Below are 23,888 nucleotides of genomic sequence, written 5' to 3' on the forward strand. Positions count from 1 at the left end.
GCCTCGCCGACGGAACCCCGGATCGCGCCGACAGAACCCCGGATCGGTGGACCACGCCTGGTTCATGCCGGCTCGTGTCGCGCGCAACCGGCGGAATCCTGAGACGATTCATCCGTGACGACCGACGATGGGGCGCGCGGAAACCTGGTGGCATTGGCGCGACGCTGTGGCGTCGCCGACCGGTACGTGGGCTGGGACGAACTCGACCACGAGGTGAGTTCGGAGACCATCGTCGCGGTCCTCGGGTCTCTCGGGGTGTCTGCCAACACGCCCGAGCAGATCGCGGCGGCGCACGCCGTCCTCGACGACGAGCCGTGGCGCATGATGCTGCCCAACGTGACGGTCGCGGTCGAGGCGGCCACAGCGCGGTTCATCGTCCATGTCCCGCACTGGAATCCGGTGCACGTCTGGATTGTCACGGAGAACGGCGACACCGTCGCGCCGGAGCAGGTCGACGAATGGGTGGACCCGCGCGAGGTCGACGGCGTGCTCCTGGGGCGCGCGACCTTCGAGATCCCCGCCGACCTCGCCCCGGGCTACCACCGGGTACACGCCTTCGACCCGGTCTCCGAGATGACCGCCGACCGTCCGCTCATCGTCACCCCACGACGCCTGTCCACCGCGGACGATCTCCTCGGCAAGCGGAGGTGGGGCCTGGCCGTGCAGCTGTACTCGGTGCGCTCGTCCACATCGTGGGGCGTCGGCGACTTCGCCGACCTCGCCGGGATCTGTGAAGCCGCGGCGAGCAGCCACGGTGCGGACTTCGTCCAGGTCAATCCGCTGCACGCCGCACAGCCGACACCGCCCATCGAGCAGTCTCCCTACCTGCCCGTGACCCGCCGGTTCGTGAACCCGCTCTACATCCGGGTCGGAGACATCCCGGAGGTCGCGGAACTGGACAAGCGGGTGCGCAAACAGCTCAAGGCGATGGAGCGGGAGTTCTTCGACGAGAACCTCAGGACCGAGAAGATCAAGCGCAACAAGTCATTCCGCGCGAAGATGAGCGCGCTCGAGGTGATCTACCGGCAGCCGCGCTCCGAGCAACGCGACTTCGACTTCCGGGCGTTCCGCCGACGCGAGGGCAAAGGTCTGCGTAGGTTCGCCACCTGGTGCGCCCTCGCCGAGCACTACGGGGCCGACAGTCCCAAGTGGGCGACCCGGTTGCAGGACCGGGAGTTCGTCAAGGCCAAACGCAAGGAGCTCGCCGACCGGGTCGACTTCTTCATGTGGTTGCAGTGGATCTGCGATCAACAGCTTGCCGCGGCGCAGCGCGCGGCGTTGTCGGCAGGGATGCGTATCGGGATCGTCGCCGACCTCGCCGTCGGCGTGGCCCGGCACAGCGCAGACGTGTGGATGCTCGGTGACGTCCTCGCCCGGGGCGCGACCGTCGGCGCCCCACCCGACGGCTTCAATCAGCAGGGACAGAACTGGGATCAACCCCCGTGGGACCCGCGACGACTCGCCGAAGTCGGCTACGAGCCCTACCGGGACATGCTGCGCACCGTGCTGCGTCACGCGGGGGGCCTCCGGGTCGACCACATCCTGGGACTCTTCCGGTTGTGGTGGATTCCCGACGGCAAGAGCCCGGCGCACGGCACCTATGTGCAGTACGACCACGACGCCCTGATCGGCATCTTGGCGCTGGAGGCGCAGCGGGCCGGCGCCGTGGTCATCGGTGAGGATCTCGGCGTCTTCGAACGCCACGTGCAGGAGGCCCTGACGCAGCGTGGCATTCTGGGCACCTCGATCCTCTGGTTCGAGCACGGGCCCGACGCCCCGGTGCCGCCGGAGGAATACCGCCAGCTGTGTCTGACGTCGGTGACGACCCACGACCTGCCGCCCACGCTGGGCTATCTGGCCGGCGATCACATCGAGCTGCGGTCACGCCTCGGTCTGCTGGAGACCGGCGAGGAGGCCGAGCGAGCCCGCGACGAGAAGGACCGCGACGCCATTCTGGAACTCGCGCGACGTCGCGGCCTGCTCGCCGCCGACGCGCCGCTGACCGATCAGACCACCGTCGAAGCGCTCTACCGGTTGATCGCGCAGACACCGTCGGTCCTGCTGGGGGTGGCACTCGTCGACGCAGTCGGGGAGCGGCGTATCCAGAACCAGCCCGGGACCGATTCGTCGCAGTACCCCAATTGGTGCATCCCGCTCGCCGACGAGAACGGCGAGGTGGTGCTGGTCGAGGACCTGGCGTCCAACGCGCGGTTCGCGAGCCTGGTGGCCGCCCTCGTCGAACAGGGCGTCGGGTCGAACTAGTGCCCTGACCGCTCCTGGCGCCGCTCCGACCGGACCGCGAGCACGGTGAGTGCCAGCGCTATCAGGGCCAGCACGCCGACCGCGACCATGAAGACGACGCCGGATGTCCGCAGGCCCCACTGGGTCGAGGCGAAGCCCAGACCGACGATCGGAACCGAGATGGCCACGTAGGCGACCACGAAGTACGTGGAGGTCACCTCGGCGCGACGGTTCGATGGACTGGCGGCGACCACCGCGGCCAGGCCCTTGCTGAACGACAGCCCCTGACCGATACCGCTGACCACCGCACCGGCGATCAGGATGGGCAGCGACTCGGCGAGCAGTCCGGCGATCACCACGACCATCCCGACGACGAGGATCGCGCACCCCACCACCAGTGACCGTTCCGTCGGTTGGGACCGGCCCGCTATCTGGGTGAGCGCCGACGACAGGAACAGGACCGCGACGAGAATTCCGGCGACGGCATGACTGTCGATGCCGAGGACGTGCGACACGAACGAGGGCACCACCCCGGTGAACGTGCCCATCACGGCGAAGCCGGCGAATGCCGCGATCGCCGCACGCACGAACACACCGCGCACCTCGGTGGGGACCGAGAGCCGTTGTACCGACAGTCGTGCGCCCGCCGCGACGTCGACGGGTTCGCTGATGAACCAGATCCCGACGAGGACGGGCACCAGGATCGCGAGGTTGATCGCGAACACCAGATGCAGTGGTGCGGGGGCGAACTGCGCGAGCAACCCGGCGATCAGCGGGCCCAGCCCGAGGCCGCCGATGTTGGCGGCGGTCGCGATCGCGGGGGCACGGCCACGCCACTTCGGTGGCGCCAGTTCGATCACCGCAGCGGTTGCGGCGCCGGCGTAGATGCCCGCGGACAGTCCCGAGAGCACCCGCCCGACCATCAGCTGCCACACCGGTCCCGCGGTGATGAAGACCACCGCGCTCGCCGCGGACAGCAGTGCGCCGGCGAGAAGGAGTGGCCGGCGGCCGACGACGTCGGACCAGCGGCCGAACACGATGAGCGCGAAGATCACGCCCGCCGCGTAGATCGCGAAGATCACCGTGGTGGTCGCGACACCGAAACCGAGTTCCGTCGAGTAGATCGCGTACAGCGGGGTGGGAAGTGTCGTGCCGAGCATGACCACCGCGAACGCGAGTACCGCCGAGGCGAACGACCGCCCGGTCGATGGGCGCCGACGGTTGTCGACGGACGTCTGTGCGCGGCTCCCGGTCGATGGCATGTCTCTGCCAGCGTCCGGGGCGGCGGTGCTATTCCCGGTGCCGTCGCAGGAAGGTCAGCTCAGGCCGCGCCGGACGCGTCGTCGGCGGTGGGATAGGCGGCGAGCATCAATGATGCGACGGCGGTCAACGCCTCGGACCACGCGGCCGTCATCTCCGTGGTCCACCGCGGTCCACCGATCTCCGACATCGCGGCGATCATGCACTCGGCCACCGCGCCGTACATCGGCTCGGTGACCCCCAACTCGGCGTGGCGCCGACCGAGCGTGCCGAGTGTCGACTGCAGCCACTCGGCATCCTCGACGTGATCGACCACCGCGATGACGGCGGTGCGCAGCATGGTGGCCTGCTGCCGGATGCCGCGCGCGAACATGGGCCGGACCTCGGGGTGGCGGTCGAACAGGATCTCGTAGAAGCGGACGGTGAGACCGTCGTCGGGCAGGTCGACCAGGGCGAGGCTGTGTTCGAGGAGGTTCTTGTCCATCAGACGATGCTCGTGACCTGCTGTTACCGGACCATTACCGGCGCGGCACAAACGGTGTCGACAGGGGCTGGTCCGGAACCCCCACGTCGATTACCGTGTCTGTCAGTAACACTCAAGTGTGCCTACGCGGGGAGCGATGAGAATGCGACAGCCCGACCACGACGTGGTGATCGTCGGAGCCGGCTTCGGCGGCCTCGGTGCCGGGATCGAGTTCAAGCGACTCGGATTCGAGAACATCGCGATTCTCGAACGTGAGCAGGATCTGGGCGGTACGTGGCACGTCAACCACTATCCGGGTCTCGCCGTCGACATCGCGTCGGTGACCTATTCGTACTCATTCGCGCCGAACCCGTACTGGTCGCGGCTGTTCGCCCCGGGAGCAGAGCTCAAGCTCTACGCCGAACACATCGCCGACCGCTACGACCTGAAGCGCCACATGGAGTTCGGTACCACCGTCACGCTGGCGGAATGGGATGACACACAACGTGTCTGGCACGTCAGCACCGCCGACGGTGCCGAGCGAACCTGCCGATACCTGGTGACCGCCACCGGATTCCTCTCCCAGCCCCACACCCCGGACTTCGCCGGGATGGAGTCGTTTCGTGGACGCATCATCCACACCACCGCATGGCAGGACGGTCACGACTTCACCTCCGAGCGTGTCGCCATCGTCGGCACCGGTGCGACTGCCGTGCAACTCATTCCCGAGATCGCCCGCAAGGCACGGCATCTGACGGTCTTTCAGCGGACGCCGATCTGGGTCGTGCCCAAGGTTGACTTCCCGATTCCGACTGTCGTGCAGCGGATCTTCGCGCGGCTGCCAGTCACCCAGCGCGCCGCTCGGCTGGTGAACAGGGCAGCACTCGAGGCGCTGATGGTGTTCGGGGTGCTGCATTTCAAACAGGCCAAGGCCGGTAATCGCGGCGCCGAACTCCTCGCCCGGGCGCACCTGCGCATGCAGGTCCGGGATCGTCGGACACGTAACGCGCTCACGCCCGACTACGACTTCGGGTGCAAGCGCCCCACGTTCTCCAACTCATACCTGCGGTCGTTCAACAATCCGCATGTCAGCCTCCAGACCGACTCGATCGACCATGTCGAGCCGGACGCCATCGTGACCGTCGCGGGCGAGCGGATCGAGATCGACGTCCTCGTCCTCGCCACGGGTTTCGATCTGTGGGGGGTGAACTTTCCGGCCTTCCGGATCGTCGGACGCGAGGGCCGCGACCTGGGGAAGTGGTGGAGGGACAACCGTTTCCAGGCCTACGAGGGCATCTCGGTACCGCGCTTCCCCAACCTGTTGTCGCTGAACAGCCCGTACTCCTACAGCGGCCTGTCGTATTTCACGACGATCGAAGGGCAGATGAAGCACATCCGACGCCTGTTCGGCGAACTGGCGCGACGCGGGGACGACACCTTCGAGGTGTCCGAGGAGGCCAACGACGCCTTCCTGGATCGCGTGACCGAGCGGCTCGACTCGTCGGTGTTCTACAACGGGGACTGCTCCTCTGCGCGCAGTTACTACTTCAACCAGCACGGTGAGGCGGCGTTGCTCCGCCCCAGTTCCACGCTCTCGACGCTGAGGGAGATGGACCGCTTCCCGCTCGACGACTACATGTTCCAGTAGGACCAAAGGTTCGGCGCATCGGCCATACCCTGGTCCCATGCGTTCGTGGGAGGTGACCGACCCGGCACCCATCGAGAACGGACCGCTACAGTTCGTCGAGAAGGCCGTGCCGACTGTGGCCGAGGGTGAGGTCCTCGTGCGGGTGCTCGCCTGCGGCGTGTGCCGGACCGACCTGCATGTGGCCGAAGGGGATCTGCCCGTGCATCGGGAACGGGTCACCCCGGGGCACGAGGTTGTCGGCGAGGTCGCGGACATCGGCCCGCTCGTCGACGGGTTCGCCGTGGGAGACCGCGTCGGTGTCGCCTGGTTGCACGACACCGACGGAACCTGTGCCTACTGCCGACGCGGCGACGAGAATCTCTGTCCGGCATCGACCTACACCGGGTGGGACCGCGACGGCGGCTACGCCGACTACACGACGGTGCCGGCCTCGTTCGCCTACCGGCTGCCGGCCGACCTCGACACCGTCGCGGCCGCGCCGTTGCTGTGTGCAGGCATCATCGGCTACCGCGCCCTCAAACGCGCGAGCCGGATCGACCCCGCGGCAGAGTTCGGGTTCACGGTGCCGCAACGACTCGGCCTCTACGGGTTCGGCGGCAGCGCCCACCTGTGTGCGCAGGTCGCCATCGCGTTGGGGGCCGAGGTACACGTGATGACGCGGGGCGAGCGCTCCCGCGAGCTGGCCCGCTCGCTGGGCGCGGCGTCGGTCGGCGAATCGCACGACGCACCTCCCGAACCGCTCGACGCCGCGATCACGTTCGCGCCGGTCGGGGAACTCGTGCCGGTCGCGATGCGGGCCCTGGACCGTGGCGGCATCCTCTCGATCGCCGGCATCCACCTCAGTGACATCGGACCGCTGAACTATGAGCGAGAGCTCTTCTACGAGAAAGAGATCCGCTCGGTCACGGCGAACACCCGCGAGGACGGGCGCGAGTTCCTGGCGCTGGCGGCCCGTTTCGGTGTGCGGGCGACGACACACCCGTACCCGCTGGCATCGGCGGACGAGGCGCTCCGCGACCTGAAGGCCGGCCGGTTCGACGGGGCGGCGGTGCTGGTTCCGGAGTGAACTGGCTGTCGCCGCTCCGCAAACGCGCAGCCACCACCCACACGCTCAGGTTGCTGCCCGCGCGTCTGGTCGGAGGGTGCGCGTAACGCCGGGGACATCGACATGGTCGCGACGGTCACACCGATTCGAGCAGCTCCGGGCCGTTGTTGGCGACGCGGTTCACCAGCGGGGACACCTCGCGGACGTCGATCGCATCGGCAACCGCCTCGCTCGGCGGCGCGAACAGCGCGTCGGGCGCCGTGTGATCCGGATCGAGCCACGGTCCCCAACTGTCGAACGGCATGATCAACGGCATCCGGTCGTGGACGTCGCGCAGGTGGCCCACCGCGTCGGTGGTGAGGATGGAGCAGCTCAGCAGGGGTGCCGCATCGCGCGGCGCGTCCTTCGGACGCCAGACCGACCACAGCCCGGCCATGAACAGCCGGGTTCCGTCGTGCGGTGACATGAAGAAGGGGATCTTGGTGGGTTTGCCCTTGGCGTCCGCCGGACCCTTCTTCCACTCGTACCACCCGTCCATCGGGACGAGGCAGCGTTTGGATTTCACCGACGTCCGGAACGAACTCTTCTCCGCCGCGCTCTCCGCCCGCGCGTTGAACAGCAGCGGACCCTTGCCGACCTCCTTGGCCCAGGGCGGCACCAGTCCCCACCGCATCGCGCGGATCCGCAGGGCCGGGTCGTCGTCGGGATCGTCCGGTGCGTGGCGACGGACGACGGTCATGACGGTCGTTGTCGGCGCCACGTTGTAGTTGGGCCCGGGAGACCTGGGCGTGTCACTGCGCCCGACGTCCTGATCGGTTGCGGCCTTCGTGTCGCCGGACGCGTCGTCCGCGGCGGGATCCAACGGAACGGGGACCTCGTTGACCGCGTCGATCTCGGCCGCGAGCTTCGCCGGGTCGGTGGTCACCGCATATCTGCCGCACATGCTTCCATGCTGACACGCCGCACCGACACGGTGTGCCGGGAGCGGGTGGTGGCGGTGCGATCTGTCAGACCGCGATGTCGGCGACGACGGCCTCGGTGACCGCGATCAGATCGTCGGGCGCGAGTTCCACCTCCAGACCCCGACGCCCGGCGCTGCAGAAGACCGTCGGCCAGTTCAGCGCGGACCGGTCCACCACCGTCGGCAGCGGCGTGCGCTGGCCGATGGGGGAGACGCCACCGAAGACATACCCCGTGGACCGGGTGACCGACTTCTCGTCGGCCATCGCGGCCTTGGTCGCGCCGGCAACGGCGGACAGGGCTGCTGCGGCTGCTTTCAGCGACAACCGTCGCGGCACGGGCACGACGGCGACGGCGAGCGGTCCGCCGAGGTCGATGACGAGTGTCTTGAACACCTGATCGGCGCTGACGGCGAGTGTCGTGGTGAGCGCGGCGACGGCTTCTTCGCCGTAGGCGTTGCTGTTCTTGTCGTGGGGATAGCGATGTACGGAGTGGGCGATCTTCGCGCGCTCCAGCGCGGTCACCGCAGGGGTCGCGCCCATCTGGATCTCCGTTCTGCCGTTCGGTCCGTTCTCACCCGGAACATTTGTCGGGCGACGGCTGTTGAGCCATGTGACGACGCCCGTAGTCGACGTCGCACCTATCGTCACCTGCTCGTTTCCCGACTCGGAAGGAAGGTCGAACAGCCAGATGAGTCACACCGGTCTGCTCGAACCCACCTCGGCGGTCCTCCAGCACCCCTCCCCGCAGCAACCGTCCCGGCGCCGCCCCGCGGGCGTCACGTCATCGGTAAGCTTGACCGACACCCCGTGGGTGTTGCGAGCGTCGGGATCGGCGTCCGCCAAGGCCGTCACCGAAGGGATCGTAGTGGTCGAACCCGAGTCGCAGGATCAGGCGCCCGCTGACGCAGCCGACGACACCTCCTCATCCGCCTCCGGGGCCGGGTCACAGGCCCCGCGTCGCGCGGATCCGGGTGAGTCGCAGGAGGCGCTGACGGAGCGGTTCGAGCGTGATGCGCTGCCGTTGCTGGACCAGATGTACGGCGCCGCGCTCCGGATGACCCGCAATCCCGCCGATGCCGAGGACCTGGTGCAGGAGACCTACGTCAAGGCGTTCTCGGCGTTCTCCTCGTTCCGGGAGGGCACGAACCTCAAGGCGTGGCTCTACCGCATCCTGACCAACACCTACATCAACGGGTATCGCAAGAAGCAGCGTCAGCCCGCGCAGTACCCCACCGAGGAGATCACCGACTGGCAGCTCGCGGCCACCGCCGAGCACTCGTCGACAGGGCTGCGCTCGGCGGAGATCGAAGCGCTCGAGGCGCTGCCCGATGACGACATCAAGAACGCTCTGCAGGAGTTGCCCGAGGATTTCCGGATGGCGGTCTACTACGCCGACGTCGAAGGGCTGCCGTACAAGGAGATCGCCGAGATCATGGACACCCCGATCGGTACCGTCATGTCGCGTCTGCACCGCGGACGCCGACAGTTGCGCGACCTCCTTGCCGACGTCGCGCGTGAGCGCGGATTCAACCGGTCAGCCCGCGCGTCGGAGAGCGGGGTGGCGCGATGAGCAGCACACACCGCTCCGACGACCCCCGGATGGACGACGCGGCAGACGACCCGGAGTTCGTCGAACTCGACTGCTCCGCGGTGCTCGCAGACGTCTGGCTCCTCCTCGACGACGAGTGCGATTCGGGTGCACGATCGCGGCTGCAGAGCCATCTCGACAGCTGCCCGTCGTGCTTCGCGCACTACGGCATCGAGCAGCAGCTCAAGACGCTGATCAACCGCAAATGTGGCGGCGACCACGCCCCCGAGGGGCTGCGTGAGCGGCTGCGGGTGGAGATCCGTCGCACCGTGATCGTCCGCGAGTCCGGCCCCACCGACTGACGCCGAGAGTCACCTCCCCAACCCGCCCCACGGCGGTCGACAGAACCCGAGAAAACGCCGAGAGCATCCACCCCAGCTCAGAGAATCACTTCTCCAAGCCCAACGTGGATGCTCTCGGCGTTTTCTCGGGTTCTGTCGACGTGAAAGGGTCGACACCCAACGAGCGCTACTCCGAGTCGACGACTCAGGAGTTCGGACGCTTGCCGTGGTTGGCAGCGTTCTTCTTGCGTGCGCGCTTCTTGCGTCCGCGCTTACCCATGACGGACCTCCTTCATACGATGTGCGTCGTCGATTGTCCCATGTCGCCGGGCCCTGATCCCAATCGCCCATGGGCTAGGTTATGGGCATGGCAGAAGATGTCGTCGCGGAGATCGTGGCAAGTGTGCTCGAGGTACGCGCGGATGCCGGCCAGCACGTCGATGTCGGCGACACCCTGGTGCTGCTCGAGTCGATGAAGATGGAGATCCCGGTTCTCGCGGAGGATGCGGGGACGCTGGCCGAGGTGAGGGTCAAGGTGGGCGACGTCATCCAGGCAGGCGACATCATCGCCGTCTATGAGTAGGAAACCGTCGATGAGCAGGCCGACGGTGGGTCACACCGCGATGGTCGTCGCGACCCCGGCCCGTGGTGGCTAAACGCGGGCCATGTCGACACTGTCCGATCTCCTCGCCGAACACACCAAGCTGTCCGATGCGGCAGCCGCCCACCTGCAGCGACTGGTCGCCGAGTGGCAGTTGCTCGCCGATCTCTCCTTCGCCGACTTCCTGATGTCGGTGCGGACCGAGAACGGCGACATGGTGACCGTCGCCCAGTGCCGGCCCAACACCGCGTCGACGGTGTTCCCCAGCGATGAGGTGGGCTCGGTTGCCGACGATCCGCAGCTCGACCGCGCCGACCGCGCAGATCGGGTCCTGCGCGAGGAGGACCCGGAGTGGTTCGGGTCGGTCGCGATCCGTCGGGAGGCGGTCCCGGTCGGATTCCCGGGTGCCGACGGTCCCATCGCGGTTCTCACCCGCGCGGTGGACCTCACCCATCCGCGGTTGCCGTCGCCGTTGGAGCTGGCCTACCAGGACTCCGCGAACGACCTGTGCCAGATGGTCGCGGACGGGACGTTCCCACATCAGGAGGGCAATCCACGAGGGCTGTCGACGCCACGGGCGGGCGACGGATTCGTCCGCGTCGACGCGAACGGCATCGTGGTCTACGCGAGTCCCAACGCCCTGTCCGCGTTCCACCGGATGGGGTGGACCGCCGAGCTCACGCACACGCGGTTGTCGGAGGTGACCACCGCATTGCTGACCGATCCGTTCGAGTCCGACGACGTGGCGACGGTCATCGACGCGGCGGCGGGGGTGTCGGCGCCCCCGGCGACGCCGTACCGGGATGTCGGGATGCGGATGGAGGCGGATGCCCGTCGCGCCACGGTCCTGATCCGCGCGGTGCCGTTGCGGCCGAGGGGGATCGGCACGGGTGCGGTGGTGCTGATCCGCGACGTGACCGAGGTGAAACGCCGGGATCTGGCGCTGATCAGCAAGGACGCCACGATCCGCGAGATCCACCACCGCGTCAAGAACAATCTGCAGTCGGTGTCGGCGCTGCTGCGGTTGCAGGCACGTCGGACCGCCAACCCGGAGGCGCGTGGGGCGCTCACCGAGGCGGTACGACGGGTGGCGTCGATCGCGCTCGTCCATGAGCTGCTCTCCGGCAGCGTGGACGAGGAGGTCGATCTCGACGAGGTGGTCGATCGGCTGGTGCCGATCCTGGTGGACGTCGCGTCCGGGGACACGAGTGTCGGTGTGCGGCATCGTGATCGGCTGGGTGTGTTGTCGGCTGAACTCGCGATGCCGTTGGTGATGGTGCTCACCGAGCTGATCCAGAATGCCATCGAGCACGGATTCGACGGGACGGACCCGGACAACGAGGCCGAGCAGTCCCAGATCGAAATCGTCGCCGACCGGGACGTTCGTCGACTGCTGATCGCGGTGCGCGACAACGGTTCCGGACTTCCGGACGGATTCGACGTCGGCTCATCCGATCGCCTCGGGCTACAGATCGTCCAGACGCTGGTGTCGATCGAGCTGGGCGGCACGCTCACCATGGGCGCGAGCCCGAGTGGACGGGGAACCGAAGTGAGCGTGGAGATCCCGCTCCGCTGAGAGGCGGATGGGTTCGGGCTCAACGACTCCGGTCATCGGCCGGACAGAAGATTCTCTCCCACAGACGAAGAGACCCGGCCGGGGCCGGGTCTCTTCGATGTCGCTATGGCGACTCGGGCTGTGGACCCCTCAGACGCTGCTCCGCGTCCGCGTACGTGCGGTGCGTCGCTTGAGCGCGCGCCGCTCGTCTTCGCTCATTCCTCCCCAGACGCCTGCGTCCTGACCGGACTCCAGGGCCCACGAGAGGCATTCGGCCGTGACGGGGCACCGGGCGCAGACGAGCTTCGCATCAGCGATCTGTGCGATGGCCGGTCCACTGGTTCCCACCGGGAAGAACAGTTCCGGGTCTTCGTCGCGACAGATTGCTTTGTGACGCCAGTCCATTCCTTCTCCTTCAGGTGCTTGACGCACCACTCGACAACTCCCAATGTCTGGTTTGTTGTGGCTGTAACCGATAGTTCACGCGGACACACCGAATGTTTCCGCACTGTTGCTTGTGAATACTTTCACGAATCCAGGCGAAGTCAATGGTGTTCCGTTAACACGTGTGCAATATCACTGTTGGGTGATCATCCCCGTGAGGGGGTGCCTGCACTTGGTTGCGCACCGATGTACTACTCTACTCCGTTTGTGGTCGCAGAGTCTGTGATCTGCGTAGCCCTGCGAAAGAAATCCCTGGTGGTCTTCGAGTCAGTGCCGGTAATCTGTGAACCATGCCACGACGACGATGTTGATCCTCATCACACCGGCTGAGCTCACGGGCGCGGTCTGACCCTGCGCGTCGACTGACCGCGGCGGCGTCGATCGCCTCGCTGGCCGAGGACGCCATCCCGCTGTACCCGCTCTATGCGGTGATGTTCGGTGACCGCGACATCGCCGGAGCCGGATTGTCACCCGCAGCCATCTCATCTCTGTTCGTCCTGTGGTCGGTGTGCTCGTTCGTGTTCGAGATCCCCACCGGCATCCTCGCCGACCGGGTGCCCCGCCGGCCGCTGCTGCTGATCGGTCCGCTCGTCACCGCGGCGGGCTTCGCGCTCTGGACATGGTGGCCGTCCTACGCGGCGTTCGCTGCCGGATTCGTGCTCTGGTCGGCCGGGTCGGCACTGCGCTCGGGGACCATGGAAGCCCTCGTCTACGACACCCTCGCCGCGCACGGCCTGGCGTTGCGCTACGCGCAGGTGGCGGGCCGGATGCGTGCGATGTCCGCGCTGGGCGTACTGCTGGGCACGATGCTCGCCGTCCCGCTCGCGGCATGGGGCGGCTACCACGCGGCCGGGGCGGCGAGCGTGGTCGCGTGCGTCATCTGCGCCGGAGCGTCCTGGATGTTGCCGGAGGATGCGCCCCCTGGACGTGCTGATGGTGCGGATGCCGACCCTCGCGACAGCGACGACACCGACAACGACGGCATCACAGATTCCCGGACCAGCCGGACGAGGATGATTCGTCGCCTGTGCCGCGACGGTGTGTTGCGTCGACTGTTCGTGCTGGTGATCGCCCTGACCTGGGTCGAGGCGCTCGATGAGTACCTGCCTCTGTTGGCGGCGGCGATGTGGGGTGGAGCCTCGACGGCGGAGGCGGTCGCACTGCTGATGGTGGTGGTGGCCGTGGGGGACATCGGCGGAGGTTTCGCGGCCGAACGGACCGGCGCGCGCCGGCCGTCACCCCGTCGGCTGGCGCCGTGGCTCCTGGCCGGTGCGGTGGCACTGGCTGCGGGTGCGGCATCGGGTCACCCGGCGGGGATCGTGCTGGTGGCGTTCGCGTTCGGGGTGTTCGGGTGGTCCTCGGTGATGGCGGAGGCGATGATGCAGGATCGGGTGCCGTCGAGGGTGCGGGCGACGGTCACCTCGGTGGTCGGCGTCGGTGAAGAGGTGGTCGCGGTGATGGCATTCGGATCGTGGGCACTGGGTTCGCAGTGGCTGCCGCCGACGATGCTGTTCGCGCTCGCGGCGATTCCCTATGTGGCCCTGGGAGTCGCGCTGGTGTTCGTTCCGGGCGCCACCACCACCAGGGCATCGGCCCGGTGCCCGAACTCCAGTGAGTGATGTGCGCCGATGTAGTCGCCGTCCATCTGGACATCGATCGGCTCGTCCGCCCGGAACCGTACCCACGGCACATCGTCGTCGCGGTGAAGATGACCGCCCTTCGGCGTGCGATGGGTGAGCAGCCGGGCGGCGAGCGGGATGTTGCGTGCCACCCCGGTGGAGGTCGCGGCGAACAGTCCGAGGCGGCTATCGAAGCCGGTGGTCGGATTCGTGCGGATCTCGAAGTCGCCGAAGTAGGTCCACGGGCTGGTGTTGGAGACGAAACCGAACCGGACCCCGGTGATGGGGTCATGGTCGGGGACCACGACGGTGAACGACGAGCGGTCCATGGCGTTACGCAGAAACGCGGCCACCGTCGTCCAGAAATAACGTGCCGGTGTGGCCGGCTTGCCGGCATGCCGCTTGCGCTCCATCGCATGGACGACGACGGCATCCATGCCCATCCCGGTGTTGAACAGGAACCACCGGTCGGCGGTGTGGCCGAGGCCGACGCGGCGACACTGGCCGGATTCGAGCAGGCCGATGATCTGCGACGTCGCGGCGAGCGGATCGGCTTCTATGCCGAGCGTGCGGGCGAACACGTTGGCGCTGCCGCCGGGGATCACACCAAGCCTCGGCGCCCGGCGGGCGGGGTCGTGGCCGGAGCCCGGAGCACCCAGCAGCCCGTTGACGGCCTCGTTCACCGATCCGTCGCCGCCGTGGACCACGACGACGTCGAAGTCCTCGGCGACCGCACGTTCGGCCAGCTCACGCGCGTGGCCGCGATGTGTGGTGTGTTCGACGTCGAGGGCGAACCGCGAACTCAGGGTGTGCGCGAGCGCGTCGCGCCCGGCGGGCGTGGTCGCCGTGGCGAAGGGGTTGACGATGAGCATCATGCGCACGAGACCCCACGATATTGGTTGCGGCGGTGTGACGTGCACCCGCCCGTGTCCCGGCCGGTCGAGGCCCCATAGTCTGGAGCGGTGAGCAAGAAGCGACGCGGCTCTCGGGCGCCCGAGGGCGAGCCGCAGCCGAACGGGTCCGCCGACCCGGCGACGCCGAACCCCCCTGCGCCGAACCCCCCTGCGCCGAACCCCCCTGCGCCGAATCCGCCGACGACGATCCGGGCCGCCGGCGCGGTCACCGCACTCGAAGGTCTGGTGGCCGTCATCGTCGCGATCGTCCTGGCCATCCGCGAGGCCGCCGGGCATCGCGAGGCGTTCATCAGTGGCTACGGCACCGCCGCATGGTTCGGCATCATCGGCGGTGGCGTCCTGATCGGCGGGATCGCACTGTTGACCGGGCGCCGCTGGGGTCGTGCGATCGCCGTGGTCGCCCAGATCCTGCTGCTCCCGGTCGCCTACGCCTTGCTCACCGACAGCGGCCAACCGTGGTTCGGCATCCCGCTGGCGATCGCCGCCCTCGCGGTACTCGTGCTGATCTTCAGTCCCGCATCGACGCGCTGGCTCGTGGGGGAGTACACGACCGACGACCCCGCGGCCGGATCGGGCTCCTCGTCGCGCCGACGCTGACCTGCCCGGGCGCGACGCGACAGTCGTAACGTCGGTATCACCTACTGCGGTTGTGATCAGCCGTACAGTTGAGGCCATGACCCGGATGCTGGCCATCGCGAATCAAAAAGGCGGGGTCGCCAAGACCACAACGGTCGCGTCGCTCGGCGCGGCATTGGCCGATCTCGACGTGTCGGTGCTGGTCGTCGACCTCGATCCGCAAGGCTGTCTTACCTTTTCGCTCGGACACGACCCAGACCAGCTGGAGTCGTCGGTTCACGACGTGCTGCTCGGGGAGGAGGAGATCGCCGACGTCCTGCTCGACACCGACGACAACGTGACCTTGCTGCCCGCGACGATCGACCTCGCCGGTGCCGAGGCCCTGCTGCTGATGCGGCCGGGTCGCGAGTACGCACTCAAACGTGCGTTCGCCGAGGTCGCCGAGGACTACGACGTCATCCTGATCGACTGCCCGCCATCGCTCGGTGTGCTGACCCTGAACGGACTCACCGCCGCCGACGAGGTGGTGGTCCCGCTGCAGTGCGAGACGTTGGCACATCGAGGCGTGGGGCAGCTGCTGCGAACCGTCAACGAGGTGCAGCAGATCACCAATCCCGGACTGGCGACGCTCGGCGCGGTGGCCACGCTCTACGACGCGCGGACCACGCACAGCCGCGATGTGCTCGGGGATGTGTCGGATCGGTACGACCTCCCGGTGCTCGACCCGCCGATCCCGCGGACTGTGCGGTTCGCGGAGGCGTCGGCGTCCGGGACGTCGGTGATGCGGGGCAGGAAGAACAAGGGTGCCAACGCCTATCGCGAGCTGGCCGAGAACCTGTGGAAGCACTGGGAGGCGGGGACGCCGGTCCCGACGTTCGACATGGCGTGAACGCCTGGTGAGCCGCCCTTCGTGGCTCGTCGCTAGCGCTCCTCGCACCTCAGGGAACGGATGTCGTCGCTAGATGCTGCTCTTGGGGAACGGGATGTCGTCGCTGCGCTGCTCGCACCTCAGGGATCCGGGGAGGTAGGCAGCGCGTCGCTACAGCGGCCGGTAGGCCTGGACGGTCGTTCCCCACTGTTCGACGACGGTGGCACCGAGCACCCGCAGGCTGACCGGCTGGTCGTCGCGACGGCCGTCGCGGGGCAGGGCGATGGCACGCAGTTCGCGACCCGTCGCGGCGTCGCGAACGCTGACGCCTGCCGGTGTCGGCAGCAGTAGCTGCCCGGCCATGACATCCCCGGTCCCGATCGCCCCGGGCACCTGATAGATCGGCCGGAGGTTGGCGGCATCCATCACGACCGTCGACTTGCCGGTGTAATAGCTGGTCAGACCGCCGGAGGCGACGGCGACGCCGGCGGGCGGATGCTGGGCGCCGTTGACGGTGTTCGTGGCGCTGGGAACCCCGTCGGTGGTGAATTGCCGGATCGTCGGGGCGGTCGGTGCGGGGGACCCGGGGGCCGGCGTATCCGATGTCGGCATGGGCGGGTTCGCGCCGCCGTCGTAGACGGCGATGGCCGAGCTGCTCATCCCGATCAGCACCGGCGGGGGCCCATCCGTGCCGTCGGTGATGAGCGACGACCCGTGTTGCTCGACGTCCTCGTCGTCGTCGAGAACGGCGCCGAGAACTGTCAGACGGTAGCCGGGTTCGTCGCCACAGCGTTCGATCACCGCGACCCGGCTGCCGCCCACCGCCGAGGAGTACAGGCGGCAGTCCTGTCGTCCGGGCTGCACACCAGGTTTCACCGGCGCGTCGACGCGGCCGTATTCGATGCCGCGCACCAGGTTCGAACCCCAGGTCTCCAGCCGCGTGGGTCCTTGGGAGACAACATATCCGGAGTCCGACACCAGGCGAATGTGGTCGTCGGCGTCACTGCTGCGGCTCCCCGCTCGACTGCCGGACGACGCGTCGAGCGCCGTGACCTCTCCGCACCCGCGGGCATTGCGATATGCGGCGAGGACCTTGTTGTTGCTCGCCGGCCAGGCGGCGATCACCGCGCAGAGGTCCAGATTCCGGCGATAGTGCCACACCTCGCGGCCGGTCTGCGGATCCCGCCCAACCACCTCTCCCGCATCGGCGGTGACGACGGTCGCCTCGGCGATCGCCGGGGTCTGAGTCGCCGATGAGCGTGCGCGCCACGCGGGGGCGAGGTTCGCGGGCACCGCCGACGACGGTTCGACCTCGGGAACCGGCGCGGCGGCCTGCACGCTCTCGGACTGCCGGACCGGACTGTTGGCCCAGATGACCAGCCCGGCGACGACTATCGCGACGAGTATCGCAGCGGTCACCGCGAGGTCGACCGGCGTGCGACGCTCAGGTCGGATTCGGGCCACATGAGCTCCGGTCGCCGCGAATGATCCGGATCGAGTCGGAAGCGATCACTCGGCCGACGCGACGGTGGCGGTCTTCTCCTGCTGCTGGTCGGTCGAGGTCGCCGAGTGCTTGGCGCCACCACGGCGGCGGCGACGTCGACGCGGCCGGTCGCCGCGACCGGATCCCCCGTCGGCCGCCGAGTCGGCGCCGACGGCGTCACCGTCGGAGCCCGACGTCGCCGTCTTCTCGGTCGTCTCCGCGGAGTTCGGATCGGCACTTCTGCCGCCCCGGGTGCGTCGCCGAACCCGATTGGACTTCTGCCGCTCGGGCCGGCTGCGCCGCTCCTCGCGGTCCGCGGACTGCTTCGGTGCGGCGATCCGGCCGGTCGCCGACTCCGGGATGCCGAGCTCGGTACGCAGATGCTCCGACGTCGAGTAGGTCTCCACAGGGGCGGGCACCTCGAGGCCGAGTGCCTTGTCGATGAGCTCCCACCGGTGCAGTTCGTCCCAGTCGACGAGCGTGATGGCGATGCCGGTGCGGCCCGCGCGGCCGGTGCGACCGATGCGGTGGATGTAGGTCTTGTCGTCCTCGGGGCACTGGTAGTTGATGACGTGGGTGACGTCGTCGACGTCGATGCCGCGCGCGGCCACGTCGGTGGCGACGAGCACATTGATGTCGCCGTTGCGGAACCGCTTGAGCGCCTTCTCGCGGGCCACCTGTCCCAGGTCACCGTGTACCGCACCCACAGAGAACCCGCGTTCGCCGAGGTCGTCGGCGACCTTCTGGGCGGTGCGCTTGGTGCGGGTGAAGATCATCGTGGCGCCGCGGCCGTCGGCCTGCAGGATGCGGGCGACGAGTTCGGCCTTGTCCAGGGCGTGCGCGCGATAGATGTACTGGGTGGTGCGCTCGTGCACCGCCGAGTCGTTGGCGTGCTCGGCCCGGATGTGCGTGGGTCGATGCAGGAAGGTGCGCGCGAGGGTGACGATCGGGCCGGGCATGGTCGCGGAGAACAGCATGGTCTGCCGCGGGGTGGGCAGGGCGCCCATGATGCGTTCGATGTCTGGCAGGAAGCCGAGGTCGAGCATCTCGTCGGCCTCGTCGAGGACCAACATCGTCACCTTGCCGAGGATGAGATGGCCCTGCTGGGCCAGGTCGAGCAGCCGGCCGGGCGTGCCGACCACCAGGTCGACGCCCGACTTGAGGTCGGCGATCTGCGAGTCGTAGGGACGGCCGCCGTAGATGGAACTGATCTTCAGTGGACGGGTGGTGCCGTCGGCCAGGGTCACGTCCAGTTGCTTGGCGGCGACCTCGAGGTCGCCGGTCACCTGCAGGCACAGCTCGCGGGTGGGCACGATCACCAACGCGCGCGGCGTGTTGTCGAGCGCGCGGAGGCCGGACGCCTCGGCGTTCGCGAGCCGATGCAGCATCGGGACGCCGAACCCGAAGGTCTTGCCCATGCCGGTACGTGCCTGACCGATGAGGTCATCGCCGCTGAGCGCCAGCGGCAGGGTGAGTTCCTGGATCGCGAAGGTGTGGGTCTTGCCGTCGGCGGTCAGGGCCGCGACGATCTTGTCGTCGACGCCGAGTTCGGCGAAGGTCGGCGACGTGTGGGTCTCGTCGACGATCGTGGTCTGGATGTCGTCTCGGGAATCGGTCCCGGTGGTTTCGCTCATGTGAGGTTGTATGCCTTTCTGCATTTCCCGCACGCACGAAAGGCACCACAGTGGGGTCGAGCGGTCTGCGTCGGAAGGGTCCTGGTCGGACCGCGTCGTCGGGGTCCGGAAGGGACCACGCAAACCGGTTTCGGTGACTGTGTGGTGGCTCCGCTCGGGCGTCGACGCCCGGCGACGAGTGCGCGCACATTGTCCGGTGACCGCGCGTGATCCGGATTCGGTCCGACCGGCGTTCGCCGGACGAAACGGCACCGGATCGTCATGATCGCGTCAGTACACCGTCGTCAAGTGTACTTGGTGAACGCCCGGACCCCGCATACCATCACCACCATGTCGACTGCGCCGCCCCCGTCCGGGGTCTCTCCCGATCCGCCGACCAGCGCCGTGACCAGCGAAGACGGCGGTGCGATCGCCAAGCTTTTCGCGGTGTTGCTGGCCGGGGAGTACGCCGCTTTCTATCGGCTCGTCGACGAGTCACGAATGGCGCCGGATGTGGCCAGCCAGGTGGCCATCGCGCGGATGGCGGCGTCCGAGATGCGACACTTCGACGCGCTTGCCGAACAGGTCGCCGCACACGACATCGACCCGACCCAGGCCGTGGAGCGCTACCGCTCCATCTTCGATCGCTACCACCGGGTGACCACCCCGAAGACCTGGTACGAGGCCTTGGTGAAGGCGTATGTCGGCGACGGGCTCGCGGCGGACTTCTACACCGAGGTCTCCGGTGCGTTGCCGGCCGACGCGCAGTCGGTGATCAGAGAGGTCATGGCCGAGACCGCCAACTCACACTTCGCGCGGGAGCAGGTCTCGGCCGCGGTCGCGGCGAACCCGTCACTCAAGTCGCCGCTGACCTTGTGGGGGCGCCGCCTGCTCGGCGAAGCGGTCACGCATGCCCAGTGGGTGTTGGCGGCCGAAGAGGAGGTCACCGACCTGCTGTTCGCGGGCTCGGCGTCGTTGCACGGTATCGCCGGTTTCTTCGACGCGATCACCGCCGAACACGACAAACGGATGCGCGACCTCGGCCTCGGATAGGTCGGTCCGGCGAGGCCGGGTTCCGCTGTGAGCGGAGCCCATGTCGTCCGCGAAACGGTCTGAACTAGCCTGGGGCCGCAGACATGTTGTGCCGGGCGGCGTCACATCGCGCCGCGGCGAAATCTTCGGAAGGGTGGCCATGGCCGTTGAAGTGAAGATCGGTATCACCGACAGTCCGCGTGAGCTGTCCATCCACACCGCGCTCACCAGCGACAAGGCATATGCGGAAATCGAGGCGGCTCTGACGGGTGATCAGTCTCTGCTGGCACTGACCGACGACAAGGGCGCCCGCTTCCTGGTGCCGGTGACGAAGATCGCCTACGTCGAGGTCGGCAGCACCGAGAACCGTCGGGTCGGTTTCGTCGCCACCTGAGCTGACGACTCACCGACCTGCGAATCAGAATCAACAGACCGGCCGCCGTCGACATGATCGACGGCGGCCGGTCTGTGGTGTCTGGTCTCGCGGGACCCTAGGCGTCTGGTTCGGCGGGGGACCCGCCCTCGGGCGACATGCCCTGCAGCGGCACATGCGACAGACCGCCCCACAACAGCGCGACAGTCGTGTCCACGGCCGCGCGCTTGTCGACGGGACGCTTGGCCTCCAGCCAGTAGCGTGCGTTGACCTGGCTGGCGCCCACCAGCCCCGCCGCCAGCATCCGCGACCGGTACGGATCGAGTCCCGAGTCGTGCATCACCAGTCCGTAGACCGCGTCGACGCAGGCCTCGGTGGCCCCCTCGACCCGCCGGATCACGGCCGGGTCCTTGGCATCCGACGAGAAGATGAGCCGATAGCCGGAATTGTCCTGGTCGATGAAGTCGAAGAACGCCTCCACCGCGGCCCGGACACGTTGCTTGTTGTCGGTGGTCGTCAGCAGTGCCTTGTTGACGTCACTGACCAGTTTCTCGGCGTGGGAATCGACCACGGCGATGTACAGATCCAGCTTCGACGGGAAGTGCTGGTACAGCACCGGTTTGCTGACACCGGCGTGGACCGCGATCTCGTCCATGCCCGCGGAGTGATAGCCGCGCTCCACAAAGATCTCGCTCGCCGCGTCGAGGAGCTGCATGCGGCGGGCGCTGCGCGGCAGCCGTGTGTTGCGCGCGGCACCGTGCGACGGATTTGTGGTGGTCGACATGCGTTGAGAGTACTCGCGGCCGTCGGCGACGACGGAGCCGCACACTCCCACCCCGACACTCCGCTCCACGGATGCGCGTTGACCTGTGAGAAGGTTGTCCTGTGAGTCACCCAGGAGGCGGGTCGAACTCCGGGAACGCGGGTGCCGGGACGGCCGGTACGAGCGGTGGGGGGGTCGGCGACGGACGCGTTCGCGCGCGGGATGTGGGGCCGCGGCGTCCGCGACCGGACACCGGCGTCGGTACCCAGGCCGCCAGGCCGCGGCCGAGACCGGACCAGCCGCTGCGGGCCCGCTGGGATCCCACCGATGACACCGGCCGGCCCCGCGTGGACCGCGACGCCCAGCCGGAACGCAAGAAGCAGAGCGCTTTGGGCAAGTTCGTCGCGACCTACGGGTGGCGGGCCTACGCCATCCCGGTCTTGTTCATCCTGACCATCGTGCTCATCGTCGTGACGGTCCGCACGGCAGACGATTCGGCCTCCGTGTCCGCTGCCGACGTCAATCCGGATGAGGCGTCGCGCAACACCGACGTGAGCGAGGAGACCGCGCCGGTCGGTGCGCCGACCGGCACCATCGAGCCCGAGGCGCTGCCCGCGGGGACGCTGCCAGCAGGTGGGCCCTACACCGAGCAGGGTCGCGAGACCTACCACGTCGTTCCCGGCGCCGGCCCGCAAGTGGGGACAGGCGGTGAGGTGTACACCTACACCGTCGAAGTGGAGAACGGCGTGAATGCCCGGGACTTCGGCGGTGACCAGTCGTTCGCGAGGATGGTCGACTCCACCCTCGCCAACCCTCGCAGTTGGATCGGTGACGGCAAGGTCAGCTTCCGGCGAATCGATTCGGGAGACCCGGACCTCCGCATCACGTTGGCTTCGCCGGCCACCACCCGGGAGCTGTGCGGCTATCAGATCCAACTCGAGACGTCGTGTTTCTACCCGCCGGAAGAGCGGGTCACGCTCAACGAGGCGCGATGGGTGCGCGGCGCGCTGTCCTACAGCGGCGACGACCTGTCCTACCGCCAATACCTCATCAATCACGAGACGGGTCACGGGATCGGCTACGAGGCGCACGAGCCCTGCCGGGAAGACGGCGCACTGGCCCCGGTCATGATGCAGCAGTCGTTCGGGGTGGCCAACAGCGAGATCATGGCGCTCGATCCCGACATGCAGGCCAACCGCAACCTCGTGTGCAAGCCGAATCCGTGGCCGTTCCCGAACGGCGGAGCGGTCCGGGCGGATTCGGAATGACCGTGCGGTCGCGGCTGTTGACTCAGTAGATCGCCCTAAAGCAGATCGCCCGAGTGGAGATCACGCAGAACGAGATCGCCGAAGATCGTCAGACGTACTGGAGGAGCCTGTGTCGTCCTTGCCACCGCTGGTCGAGCCCGCAGCGGAATTGTCCAACGAAGAGGTGGCCCGCTACAGCCGCCATCTGATCATCCCGGACGTGGGGATGGACGGTCAGAAGAGGCTGAAAAACGCGAAGGTACTCGTGATCGGCGCCGGCGGTCTCGGCTCGCCGACCCTGCTCTACCTGGCCGCGGCCGGTGTCGGGACGATCGGCATCGTCGAGTTCGACGTGGTCGACGAGTCCAACCTGCAGCGCCAGGTGATCCACGGCCAGTCCGACATCGGGCGTCCGAAGGCGGAGAGCGCGCGCGACTCGATCGTCGAGATCAACCCGTTCGTCACCGTGAACATCCACGACGAGCGTCTGGAACCCGAAGGTGCGATCGAGCTGTTCTCGCAGTACGACCTGATCCTCGACGGCACCGACAACTTCGCCACCCGCTACCTCGTGAACGATGCGGCGGTGTTGGCGCACAAGCCGTATGTGTGGGGATCGATCTTCCGGTTCGAGGGTCAGGCGTCGGTGTTCTGGGAGGACGCACCGGACGGCCGGGGACTCAACTATCGCGACCTCTATCCGCAGGCCCCGCCGCCCGGGATGGTGCCCTCGTGCGCCGAGGGTGGCGTGCTGGGCATCCTCTGTGCCTCGATCGGCTCCATCATGGGTACCGAGGCGATCAAACTCATCTGCGGTATCGGTGAACCCCTGCTCGGCCGACTGATGGTGTACGACGCGCTCGACATGAGCTACCGGACCATCAGGATCCGCAAGGATCCGGAGGGTGAGCGGGTCACCGAACTCATCGACTACGACGACTTCTGCGGTGTGGTGTCCACCGAGGCGGCCGACGCCGCGGACGGTTCGACGCTGACGGCCGCCGAACTCAAGGACAAGATCGACGCGGGTGACCGGCTGGCGATCATCGACGTCCGAGAGCCGGTGGAGTGGGACATCGTCCACATCGACGGTGCGACCCTCATCCCGAAGGACGAGATCCTCTCGGGCGCCGGTCTGGCCAAACTGCCGCAGGACCGGCCCACGGTGCTCTACTGCAAGACCGGGGTCCGGTCGGCCGAGGCGCTCGCCGCTCTCAAACGTGCCGGTTTCGCGGACGCCACCCACCTGCAGGGCGGAGTCACCGCGTGGGCCAATCAGGTCGACAAGACGCTGCCGGTCTACTGATCTAGT

Annotated in this window: 24 protein-coding genes; 14 read left to right on the forward strand and 10 right to left on the reverse strand. The window is 67.9% G+C overall.

Annotated elements, in window-relative coordinates; translation table 11 throughout:
- Positions 1 to 114: 114 nt before the first annotated feature.
- Positions 115 to 2,262, forward strand: a complete 2,148-nt coding sequence (gene malQ, locus V1Y59_RS01550) for a 4-alpha-glucanotransferase (protein WP_330503065.1) — start codon at positions 115 to 117, stop codon at positions 2,260 to 2,262.
- Here malQ and V1Y59_RS01555 read toward each other — a convergent pair.
- Together V1Y59_RS01555 and V1Y59_RS01560 are read right to left on the reverse strand one after the other, a co-directional pair.
- Positions 2,259 to 3,503, reverse strand: coding sequence for an MFS transporter (locus V1Y59_RS01555; RefSeq protein WP_330503066.1), 1,245 nt, complete (start codon positions 3,501 to 3,503; stop codon positions 2,259 to 2,261). The genes malQ and V1Y59_RS01555 overlap by 4 nt on opposite strands.
- Before the next feature lie 59 nt (positions 3,504 to 3,562).
- Positions 3,563 to 3,985 (reverse strand): globin domain-containing protein, encoded by a 423-nt coding sequence (locus tag V1Y59_RS01560; RefSeq protein ID WP_330503067.1) that lies wholly within the window; start codon positions 3,983 to 3,985, stop codon positions 3,563 to 3,565.
- A gap of 136 nt (positions 3,986 to 4,121) precedes the next feature.
- Here V1Y59_RS01560 and V1Y59_RS01565 point away from each other — a divergent pair, with 136 nt between their 5' ends.
- The gene (locus tag V1Y59_RS01565; protein ID WP_330503068.1) at positions 4,122 to 5,612 is read left to right on the forward strand and encodes a flavin-containing monooxygenase; all 1,491 of its coding nucleotides are present in this window, start codon (positions 4,122 to 4,124) and stop codon (positions 5,610 to 5,612) included.
- Between the two features lie 37 nt (positions 5,613 to 5,649).
- Positions 5,650 to 6,678: a zinc-binding alcohol dehydrogenase family protein gene (locus V1Y59_RS01570; protein WP_330503069.1), complete on the forward strand. Its 1,029-nt coding sequence runs from the start codon at positions 5,650 to 5,652 to the stop codon at positions 6,676 to 6,678.
- 115 nt (positions 6,679 to 6,793) lie between these two features.
- Here the strand turns inward: V1Y59_RS01570 and V1Y59_RS01575 are convergent, their stop codons facing one another.
- Both V1Y59_RS01575 and V1Y59_RS01580 read right to left on the reverse strand, forming a co-directional pair.
- Positions 6,794 to 7,600, reverse strand: coding sequence for an SOS response-associated peptidase (locus tag V1Y59_RS01575; protein WP_330503070.1), 807 nt, complete (start codon positions 7,598 to 7,600; stop codon positions 6,794 to 6,796).
- Between the two features lie 64 nt (positions 7,601 to 7,664).
- On the reverse strand, positions 7,665 to 8,159 hold the full coding sequence (locus V1Y59_RS01580) for an aminoacyl-tRNA deacylase (protein WP_330503071.1): 495 nt from the start codon (positions 8,157 to 8,159) through the stop codon (positions 7,665 to 7,667).
- 148 nt (positions 8,160 to 8,307) lie between these two features.
- On the opposite strand from V1Y59_RS01580, the gene V1Y59_RS01585 reads away from it, so the two are divergent.
- Together V1Y59_RS01585 and rsrA are read left to right on the forward strand one after the other, a co-directional pair.
- Entirely contained in the window at positions 8,308 to 9,189 is an 882-nt protein-coding gene (locus tag V1Y59_RS01585) for a sigma-70 family RNA polymerase sigma factor (protein WP_431309071.1), read from the forward strand.
- On the forward strand, positions 9,186 to 9,509 hold the full coding sequence (rsrA, locus tag V1Y59_RS01590; protein ID WP_330503072.1) for a mycothiol system anti-sigma-R factor: 324 nt from the start codon (positions 9,186 to 9,188) through the stop codon (positions 9,507 to 9,509). The genes V1Y59_RS01585 and rsrA overlap by 4 nt, the downstream gene beginning before the upstream one ends.
- Positions 9,510 to 9,693: 184 nt before the next feature.
- Here rsrA and V1Y59_RS23675 read toward each other — a convergent pair whose 3' ends face one another.
- Entirely contained in the window at positions 9,694 to 9,768 is a 75-nt protein-coding gene (locus V1Y59_RS23675; RefSeq protein ID WP_370452957.1) for a 50S ribosomal protein bL37, read from the reverse strand.
- Between the two features lie 87 nt (positions 9,769 to 9,855).
- Between V1Y59_RS23675 and V1Y59_RS01595 the strand changes: the two genes are divergently transcribed.
- Together V1Y59_RS01595 and V1Y59_RS01600 are read left to right on the forward strand one after the other, a co-directional pair.
- Positions 9,856 to 10,071 (forward strand): biotin/lipoyl-binding carrier protein, encoded by a 216-nt coding sequence (locus V1Y59_RS01595; RefSeq protein WP_330432545.1) that lies wholly within the window; start codon positions 9,856 to 9,858, stop codon positions 10,069 to 10,071.
- 82 nt (positions 10,072 to 10,153) lie between these two features.
- On the forward strand, positions 10,154 to 11,665 hold the full coding sequence (locus V1Y59_RS01600; RefSeq protein ID WP_330503073.1) for a sensor histidine kinase: 1,512 nt from the start codon (positions 10,154 to 10,156) through the stop codon (positions 11,663 to 11,665).
- Positions 11,666 to 11,794: 129 nt separating this feature from the next.
- On the opposite strand, the gene V1Y59_RS01605 is transcribed toward V1Y59_RS01600, so the two are convergent.
- On the reverse strand, positions 11,795 to 12,049 hold the full coding sequence (locus V1Y59_RS01605; protein ID WP_005170735.1) for a WhiB family transcriptional regulator: 255 nt from the start codon (positions 12,047 to 12,049) through the stop codon (positions 11,795 to 11,797).
- A 470-nt stretch (positions 12,050 to 12,519) separates the two neighbouring features.
- On the opposite strand from V1Y59_RS01605, the gene V1Y59_RS01610 reads away from it, so the two are divergent.
- Complete coding sequence (locus tag V1Y59_RS01610) at positions 12,520 to 13,707, forward strand: MFS transporter (RefSeq protein WP_330503233.1); 1,188 nt, start codon at positions 12,520 to 12,522, stop codon at positions 13,705 to 13,707.
- Here the strand turns inward: V1Y59_RS01610 and V1Y59_RS01615 are convergent.
- Positions 13,620 to 14,588: a diacylglycerol/lipid kinase family protein gene (locus tag V1Y59_RS01615; RefSeq protein ID WP_330503074.1), complete on the reverse strand. Its 969-nt coding sequence runs from the start codon at positions 14,586 to 14,588 to the stop codon at positions 13,620 to 13,622. The two genes, V1Y59_RS01610 and V1Y59_RS01615, sit on opposite strands and share 88 nt — an antisense overlap.
- A gap of 219 nt (positions 14,589 to 14,807) precedes the next feature.
- Here V1Y59_RS01615 and V1Y59_RS01620 point away from each other — a divergent pair, with 219 nt between their 5' ends.
- The gene (locus V1Y59_RS01620; protein ID WP_330503234.1) at positions 14,808 to 15,218 is read left to right on the forward strand and encodes a hypothetical protein; all 411 of its coding nucleotides are present in this window, start codon (positions 14,808 to 14,810) and stop codon (positions 15,216 to 15,218) included.
- Between the two features lie 76 nt (positions 15,219 to 15,294).
- On the forward strand, positions 15,295 to 16,086 hold the full coding sequence (locus V1Y59_RS01625; protein ID WP_330503075.1) for a ParA family protein: 792 nt from the start codon (positions 15,295 to 15,297) through the stop codon (positions 16,084 to 16,086).
- A 150-nt stretch (positions 16,087 to 16,236) separates the two neighbouring features.
- On the opposite strand, the gene V1Y59_RS01630 is transcribed toward V1Y59_RS01625, so the two are convergent.
- Positions 16,237 to 17,529, reverse strand: a complete 1,293-nt coding sequence (locus V1Y59_RS01630; protein WP_330503076.1) for an Rv3212 family protein — start codon at positions 17,527 to 17,529, stop codon at positions 16,237 to 16,239.
- A 45-nt stretch (positions 17,530 to 17,574) separates the two neighbouring features.
- Positions 17,575 to 19,182 carry a DEAD/DEAH box helicase gene (locus tag V1Y59_RS01635; protein WP_330503077.1) on the reverse strand — a complete coding sequence of 536 codons (1,608 nt, stop codon included), beginning with the start codon at positions 19,180 to 19,182 and terminating at the stop codon, positions 17,575 to 17,577.
- Positions 19,183 to 19,512: 330 nt separating this feature from the next.
- On the opposite strand from V1Y59_RS01635, the gene V1Y59_RS01640 reads away from it, so the two are divergent.
- Entirely contained in the window at positions 19,513 to 20,214 is a 702-nt protein-coding gene (locus V1Y59_RS01640; RefSeq protein WP_330503078.1) for a ferritin-like fold-containing protein, read from the forward strand.
- 139 nt (positions 20,215 to 20,353) lie between these two features.
- Positions 20,354 to 20,587 carry a DUF3107 domain-containing protein gene (locus V1Y59_RS01645; protein WP_330503079.1) on the forward strand — a complete coding sequence of 78 codons (234 nt, stop codon included), beginning with the start codon at positions 20,354 to 20,356 and terminating at the stop codon, positions 20,585 to 20,587.
- A 97-nt stretch (positions 20,588 to 20,684) separates the two neighbouring features.
- On the opposite strand, the gene fasR is transcribed toward V1Y59_RS01645, so the two are convergent.
- Entirely contained in the window at positions 20,685 to 21,350 is a 666-nt protein-coding gene (gene fasR / locus V1Y59_RS01650; protein WP_330503080.1) for an HTH-type transcriptional activator FasR, read from the reverse strand.
- A 203-nt stretch (positions 21,351 to 21,553) separates the two neighbouring features.
- On the opposite strand from fasR, the gene V1Y59_RS01655 reads away from it, so the two are divergent.
- Complete coding sequence (locus V1Y59_RS01655) at positions 21,554 to 22,597, forward strand: DUF3152 domain-containing protein (RefSeq protein ID WP_330503235.1); 1,044 nt, start codon at positions 21,554 to 21,556, stop codon at positions 22,595 to 22,597.
- 109 nt (positions 22,598 to 22,706) lie between these two features.
- Positions 22,707 to 23,882, forward strand: a complete 1,176-nt coding sequence (gene moeZ, locus V1Y59_RS01660; RefSeq protein ID WP_330503081.1) for an adenylyltransferase/sulfurtransferase MoeZ — start codon at positions 22,707 to 22,709, stop codon at positions 23,880 to 23,882.
- Positions 23,883 to 23,888: the final 6 nt, after the last annotated feature.

This window comes from Gordonia prachuapensis (genome assembly GCF_036350515.1).
GTDB lineage: Bacteria > Actinomycetota > Actinomycetes > Mycobacteriales > Mycobacteriaceae > Gordonia > Gordonia prachuapensis.